The 7387-nt window shown below is 38.7% G+C and carries 10 protein-coding genes; 5 read left to right on the forward strand and 5 right to left on the reverse strand.

The window, feature by feature from the left end; translation table 11 throughout:
* The 5 genes from ACTB1O_RS07295 to ACTB1O_RS07315 all read right to left on the reverse strand — a co-directional run.
* Positions 1-762, reverse strand: a 762-nt coding sequence (locus ACTB1O_RS07295) for a sulfate adenylyltransferase subunit 1 (protein ID WP_462994478.1), incomplete at its 3' end; no start/stop codon positions are given.
* Positions 759-1667, reverse strand: a complete 909-nt coding sequence (cysD, locus tag ACTB1O_RS07300) for a sulfate adenylyltransferase subunit CysD (RefSeq protein ID WP_462994479.1) — start codon at positions 1665-1667, stop codon at positions 759-761. The genes cysD and ACTB1O_RS07295, both read right to left, overlap by 4 nt.
* An 8-nt stretch (positions 1668-1675) precedes the next feature.
* Complete coding sequence (gene cysC / locus ACTB1O_RS07305) at positions 1676-2206, reverse strand: adenylyl-sulfate kinase (protein WP_462994480.1); 531 nt, start codon at positions 2204-2206, stop codon at positions 1676-1678.
* A gap of 10 nt (positions 2207-2216) precedes the next feature.
* Positions 2217-3023, reverse strand: a complete 807-nt coding sequence (gene cysQ, locus ACTB1O_RS07310; RefSeq protein ID WP_462994481.1) for a 3'(2'),5'-bisphosphate nucleotidase CysQ — start codon at positions 3021-3023, stop codon at positions 2217-2219.
* A complete protein-coding gene (locus tag ACTB1O_RS07315; protein ID WP_462994482.1) occupies positions 3016-3237 on the reverse strand; it encodes an AbrB/MazE/SpoVT family DNA-binding domain-containing protein in 222 nt (73 codons plus the stop codon). Before ACTB1O_RS07315 ends, cysQ begins: the two co-directional genes overlap by 8 nt.
* A gap of 161 nt (positions 3238-3398) precedes the next feature.
* On the opposite strand from ACTB1O_RS07315, the gene ACTB1O_RS07320 reads away from it, so the two are divergent.
* The 5 genes from ACTB1O_RS07320 to ACTB1O_RS07340 all read left to right on the forward strand — a co-directional run.
* Positions 3399-4352, forward strand: coding sequence for a PstS family phosphate ABC transporter substrate-binding protein (locus ACTB1O_RS07320; RefSeq protein ID WP_462994483.1), 954 nt, complete (start codon positions 3399-3401; stop codon positions 4350-4352).
* Between the two features lie 19 nt (positions 4353-4371).
* Complete coding sequence (gene pstC / locus ACTB1O_RS07325) at positions 4372-5313, forward strand: phosphate ABC transporter permease subunit PstC (RefSeq protein WP_462994484.1); 942 nt, start codon at positions 4372-4374, stop codon at positions 5311-5313.
* Complete coding sequence (gene pstA / locus ACTB1O_RS07330) at positions 5310-6161, forward strand: phosphate ABC transporter permease PstA (protein WP_462994485.1); 852 nt, start codon at positions 5310-5312, stop codon at positions 6159-6161. Before pstC ends, pstA begins: the two co-directional genes overlap by 4 nt.
* On the forward strand, positions 6148-6921 hold the full coding sequence (pstB, locus tag ACTB1O_RS07335; RefSeq protein WP_462994486.1) for a phosphate ABC transporter ATP-binding protein PstB: 774 nt from the start codon (positions 6148-6150) through the stop codon (positions 6919-6921). The genes pstA and pstB overlap by 14 nt, the downstream gene beginning before the upstream one ends.
* Positions 6922-6979: 58 nt before the next feature.
* Positions 6980-7387, forward strand: a 408-nt coding sequence (locus ACTB1O_RS07340) for an AAA family ATPase (protein ID WP_462994487.1), incomplete at its 3' end; no start/stop codon positions are given.

Raw genomic sequence — 7387 nt, forward strand, 5'->3', positions numbered from 1 at the left:
GGCTATAGTCCCACAGTAGCCTCTGAAATTTTTCCCGCCCCAGTTTACATACTGGACTGGGAATCTAAAATCAATTAAATTTCGTCCACCTGATACATTGACATTCTCAAGATAATCTAAGAGAGGAGAGCCCTGATACCAGGGCATTTTTTTACTGTTTTCAATTACGTTATCACCCTTAAGAGCGCTTATCGGAATAAAATAAATTGATTCAGCTGAGAGTTTGTCCGAAAATGTCCTGTAATCATTTACAATTTTTTCATATACCTCTTCAGAATAATCAACAAGGTCCATCTTGTTGATTGCCACAACAAAATGCCGGATACCAAGAAGTGAGGAGATGAACGTATGCCTTCTGGTCTGTGTCACAACACCTTTTCTGGCGTCAATAAGAATTAGGGATAATGAAGCATTTGATGCCCCTGTTGCCATATTTCTTGTATACTGTTCATGTCCGGGAGAATCGGCGATAATAAAACGCCTTTTAGGAGTCGAAAAGAACCTGTATGCAACATCGATTGTAATTCCCTGTTCTCTCTCGGATTTAAGTCCGTCTGTAACGAGAGAATAATCAATCTCCTGATTTCTGTGTATTCTTGAATAATCCTTAATTGAGCTTAACTGATCCTCAAATATTGATTTGGAGTCATACAAAAGCCTCCCGATGAGAGTTGATTTCCCGTCATCAACACTACCTGCGGTTGCAAACCTTAATAGATCAATATTCTGATTCTTCTCAATTATTGATTCAGGGCTCTTCAAAAGTATCCCTCCCTTTTCTTCTGTTCCATGGAACTGTCCTGATCATGATCGATTACTCTTGTTATACGCTCGGAATTTCTTACAATCATCATCTCTTCTATTATTTTTTCCATAGTATCAGCATCAGATCTGACTGCACCTGTACAGTAGTGGCATCCAAGCGTTCTGAAACGGCACATCACTTCTGTGATCTCTTCTGAATATTCATCTGTGTAAACCGGAATAAGCTGATTGTTTCTCTCAATAACCTGCCTTATTTTTGCAAAGTAAAGAGGAACAACCTCGATATTTTCATAATATATGTAAGTCCAGATATCAAGTTCAGTCCAGTTTGAGAGAGGAAAGACCCTGATTGATTCTCCTGGGTTTATTTTGGAATTGAATATATTCCACAATTCAGGCCTCTGATTTTTAGGATCCCACTGCCCATATTTATCACGGAATGAAAAAACTCTCTCTTTTGCCCGGGATTTTTCCTCATCCCTTCTGGCGCCTCCAAACGCTGCATCATATCCTCCTTCATTTAATGCATCAAGAAGCGCTTTTGTCTTAAGTTCGGCACAGCATTTTACTGTTCCAAGTGATATCGGGTTTACTCCGTTTAACAATGCTTCTTCATTTTTTGAGACTCTTAAGTTCAGGTTATTCTTTTTTGTATAATAATCCCTGAATTCATACATCTCCGGAAATTTGTATCCTGTGTCAACATGCAGGAGAGGAAAAGGAACTTTTTCAGGATAGAAAGCTTTTATTGCCAGATGTGCCATTACAGATGAGTCTTTTCCAACTGAATACAGCATTACAGGGTTTTCAAACTCTGCTGCAACCTCTCTTATTGTCCCGATGCTTTCAGCCTCAAGTGTTTTTAAATTTGAAAGCCGGTATGATTCTTCTTTTTTATCCATGGAAGTCCTCATATGTATCCATAATTTTTTAGGTATTCAATAACGGTCTTAACAGACTCAGGGATACTTTCCTCTGCTGTATTCAAAATTATCTCGGGATTTATAGGTTCTTCGTAAGGATCACTGATGCCTGTAAACTCAGGGATTTTGCCCTCAATTGCCTGCCTGTAAAGACCTTTTACGTCTCTTTCAATCAGTGTTTCCCTGTCGCATTTAACATATACTTCTATAAAATTATGACAGTTTTCTCTTGCATGTGTCCTCAGGTTTATGTATGGCGATATAAATGAAACAAGGGTTGCAACACCGTTTTTTGAAAGCAGTTCTGCAACAAATGATGCCCTTTTAATATTTTCATTCCGGTCATCCTTTGAAAAACCGAGATCACTGCAGAGGCCTTCCCTTACAATATCCCCATCAAGCCTCTGGACATATTTTATGCCTAGTTTTTTAAGTTCTTCTTCAAGAGCAATTGCAATTGTAGTCTTGCCTGCCCCTGACCACCCTGTAAACCATATTGTAAATCCTTCTTCTGCCATAGAACACAACTCACATAATATCAGGTATCTTTATAGATTTGATATCCATTCCCTTCTTTAAAACAACGAAATAATTATTTAAAAGCGATTCTTTATTATAATGCGGTTCTTTTCGAGTTTTTAGGTCAATTAAACTGCATCCTGCCTCTTTTGCAATGATATGACCTGCCGCAATATCCCATTCCATTGAACCCTGAAATCTGGGGTAAATATCAGAAAGGCCCGCTGCGACTTTGCAGAATTTAAGTGAAGAGCCTGCAGGGACAATGTTTTGGATATTGTTCATCTTCATAAACTCAGAGTCCAGAGTCGTGCTATGTTTTCTGCTTCCTGTAGCAGTCAAAACAGAATTTTTTATTTCAGCAAACGGAAGTTTTTTCCTTTCTTTCTCATCTTCCATATATGAACCGTAATTTTCTGCCGCAAAATATGTGATTTCAGGCACTGGTGCGTATATAACTCCCATGACAGGTTTATTATCTTTGATATAAGCAATATTTACTGTAAATTCACCGTTTTTTTCGATAAACTCCTTTGTCCCGTCAAGAGGATCTACAAGGAAAAATTCTGTGTAATCCTTTCTGACACTGTATTCAGGGTAATTTTCCTCGGATATTATTGGGATATTGTATGATTTTTTTAGACATTTGCCAATGTATTCATCTGATTCAAGGTCTGCTTTTGTCAGAGGCGAGTTGTCATCCTTATACACAATATCAGTTTTTGAACTGTTGTAATGTGTTAAAATAATCTCCCCTGCATTTCTCGAGATATTTATCAGTTCTTTAAGCATCTGAGGTAGATTATCTTCATCCATCGCTTTTTTCCTCTGAATCTGTTTCTCTTCCACCTTCAATTTTAGTAATATATACAGTGCCGTCTTTTAAGGCAACCCATCTTAATGAATCACCATGTTCAATATTTAAAAGTTTAAATATTTTAGAAGGAACTGTTGTCCTGCGCCTGTAGGACCTTACAGTTACTGCAGTCTCTTCTATACAAGCTATTTCATTAGAGTCAATCAGAGGCAAATGAACACCACATTTTCAATTTGTTAAATTTTATGTTGGTTGTATGTTGCAATAAACTATTTCTTTGGAGACCAATAACCAATATACTACCAATACACTATTGGCAACATTCCAATATATTTTTATAATATTCAACAAAAATGAATTTATAAGGAATGAAAATGAACAAAATTTTTATTATTGCATTACTTGCAATGGTTATTTCAGCTGTTGCATTCACAGGCTGTACAGATTCAGGAAATCAAAATTCACAGGGTAAAATTACAATTTCCGGCGCTTTTGCTCTTTATCCAATGATGATTGCATGGAGTGAAGAGTATAATAAAATAAATCCTGATGTGAAAATTGATATTTCCGCAGGCGGTGCAGGAAAGGGTATGACTGATGCTCTGTCAGGAATGGTTGATATTGGAATGGTATCAAGAGAAATTTATCCGGAAGAGGAAGAGAAAGGCGCAGTTTGGGTATCAGTTGCAAAAGATGCAGTTGTCGGGACAATTAATGCAGACAACCCGATAATTTCTGAAATTAAGCAAAAAGGATTTAGTTCCTCTACTCTTAAGAAACTTTATGCTGATGCAGAATATGAATCCTGGGGAGAGTTATACTCCGGAGTTGAATCAGATGATCAAGTAAATGTCTATACAAGATCTGACGCATGTGGGGCTGCATCTGTCTGGGCACAGTTTATGGGGTATAAACAGGAAGATCTTCAGGGAACAGGTGTTAACGGCGATCCGGGTGTTGCAGAGGCAGTAAAAGCCGATACCCTCGGTGTCGGGTACAACAATATCAACTTTGCATATGATTTCAATACAGGACTTCCTATTGAAGGAATTGAGATTATTCCTCTGGATATAAACAATAACGGCGTAATTGACCCTGAAGAGGATTTCTATGATACAAGGGATGAACTTATAAAAGCAATATCCGAAGGAAAATATCCGTCCCCCCCGGCAAGGGATCTTAATCTTGTAACACTTACTGAATTTAAGGGAGCTACAAAGGATTTCGTTTTTTGGATAATGACTGACGGTCAGAAATATGTACCTGAAAATGGCTATCTTCCTCTATCTGATGAAAAAAATTCAGAAGAGTTATTAAAAATAAAATAAAGAGATTCGGAAGTATTGTATGAATTCCGATGAGAACAGAGTATTTAGTCAATACAGAATCTCTTCAAAAAGGGAAAGAAGAGATCTGACAGATAATATTGCAGGAAAATTAATGCAGATTCCTGCAATCATAATTTCATTTTTATTAATTGGAATATTTGCACTACTGTTGCTTCACTCAGAACAGATTCTGTCTCTTTATCCGATAACAGATCTTATCTTCTCATCGTCATGGAAACCCCTTGCAGGTGATTTCGGATTTTATCCCTTTATTATGGGCACAATATGGGTCACATCTCTTGCAATGCTCTTCTCAATTCCAATATCAATATTTTCAGCAGTTTACCTCTCAGAATACGCCCATCCAGAATTAAGGAAGATTATTCAGCCCTTTATTGATCTTCTTGCAGGAATACCATCTGTTGTCTTTGGTCTTTTTGGAGTTCTCCTAATTGTTCCTTTAATCAGGGATTATCTTGCCCCTATGGCAGGTGTTTCAAGTTCAGGTTATTGTGTGTTGGCCGGCGGTTTTGTCCTCTCAATAATGGTTTTTCCAATATTGATCTCAGTTAGTTATGAAGTATTACGCACAGTCCCTGCCGAGATGCGTGAGGCGTCATTAACACTTGGTGCCAATCAGTGGGAAACAATAAAAAAAGTTGTTTTAAGAAAGGCATACCCCGGAATTATCGCTGCTATAATTCTTGGATTCAGCCGGGCATTCGGTGAGACCATGGCTGTTTTGATGGTTGTCGGAAATGTTGCCAAAGTCCCGACATCTGTCTTTGACCCTGCATACCCGATACCTGCTTTAATTGCGAATAATTACGGCGAGATGATGTCCATTCCAATTTACGACTCTGCTCTGATGTTCGCTGCACTTATTCTCTTTGTAATGGTTATTATTTTCAACATTATCTCAAAATACGTTCTTATTAAAATTAAAAGGAGAGTTGCATGATTAACAAACGGACTCTTGAGGAGAAATTTTTTAAATCAGTTATGGTTCTATCATTGACAATTGTAATCGGCAGCCTTTTCGCAGTATTTGCAACCGTAATCATAAGAGGTGCTCCTTCATTGTCACTTGAGATGATAACAGAGGTTCCTAAAGGAGGTTATTATCTCGGCGGCGGAGGAGGGATCTTAAATGCAATTGTCGGTTCATTATACCTCTCAATTGGAGCAATAATTATTGCTTTTATCTTAAGTCTTCCAATGGCTCTATATCTGAACCAGCACTCAGATAAATCACGTATGCCGGGAATCATAAGGATGATTCTTGAGGTTTCAACCGGAATTCCATCATTAATTTATGGTGTTTTTGTATTCCTTATTATGATTGAGGTTGGTGCCCGGGCATCTTTATTCTGGGGTATAATCACTATTGCAGTCTTTATAACTCCGATTCTTACAAGGGGAATGGATGAAATAATGCAGACTGTGCCCCTTAAATTAAAAGAGGCATCGCTTGCACTCGGTACAACAAGGCTTGAAACATTAATTCATGTAATTACAAGACAGGCACTCCCGGGGATATTAACAGCAGTAATTCTGGCATTTGGGAGAGGAATAGGAGATGCCGCATCTGTTCTTTTTACAGCAGGATATACAGATTCAATTCCCACATCACTTGCAGACCCTGTTGCAACACTGCCTCTGGCAATATTTTTCCAGCTGTCAACACCTATTCCTGAAGTTCAACAGAGGGCATATGCATCTGCAATTGTTCTTCTCGTAATTGTTCTGTTGTTAAGTGCGGTTTCAAGGATATTATCAAGGAGATTTATGAAATATGTCGTCAGATAACTCAGATTCTGCTAAAATCAGGGTTAATAATTTTTGTTTTAGTATTGACTCAAATGAAATCCTAAAGGATATAAATGTAGAAATTCCGAAAAATCAGATAACTGTAATAATCGGCCCTTCAGGATGCGGGAAATCCACACTGCTTAAAAGTATTAACAGGATGAATGACCTGATTGAAGATATCAGTTTTGAGGGTGAAATACTAATAGACAATAAAAATATCCTTAGCAGGGATACAGATGTTACCGAGCTTAGAAAAAATGTAGGAATGATTGCGCAGTCTCCAAATCCTCTTCCCATGTCGATATATGACAACGTGGCATATGGACCGAAAATTCATGGCACCAGAGATAAGGCGGCTTTAAACAGGATAGTTGAGGACGCATTGAAGACAGTCGGCCTGTGGGAAGAGGTAAAGGACAGGTTGAAAGACCCGGCAACAAAACTCTCTTTGGGCCAGCAGCAGAGATTGTGTCTTGCAAGAACTCTTGCAATTGAACCCGAAATTATTTTATGTGACGAGACAACATCCGCACTTGACCCAATTTCCGCAAAACATATTGAAACCGAGCTTATCAGTTTAAAAGAGGATTATACAATTTTATTTGTAACCCATATTCTCCGCCAGGCAAAAAGAATTGCAGATTATGTGATATTCATCTACCTTGGAGAAATTATAGAGCATGGACCTGCCAGCGAGGTGTTTAATAATCCGAAGGATGAAAGGACAAAAGCGTATCTGGAAGGGGTTTTTGGGTAAACACATAATAGATACCCGACAACCATATTCCCTTTAAAAAACAAACAATATTACAACAATGAAACAGATCGCCCTCTACGGCAAGGGAGGAATAGGAAAATCCACAACTTCAGCGAACCTCTCCGCTGCCCTTTCAGAAAAATCTCTTGATATTCTCCAGATTGGATGTGATCCCAAACATGACAGCACGCGCATGTTAATGCACGGGGAATGGATACCAACAGTCCTCGATTTAATCAGGGGGAAGGGGGAGGCAAACCTGAACATATCAGACGTTGTCTATACCGGTTATAATAACATCCGCTGCGTTGAGGCAGGAGGGCCTGAGCCCGGTGTCGGGTGTGCCGGTCGCGGGATTATCGCAACATTCCAGCTTCTTGAAAAATTAAACGCCCTATACGGCGATGTCATCGTCTACGACGTTTTGGGCGATGTTGTCTGCGGCGGATTTGCAATGCCTATGCGT

It is taken from the genome of Methanomicrobium sp. (assembly GCF_055145805.1).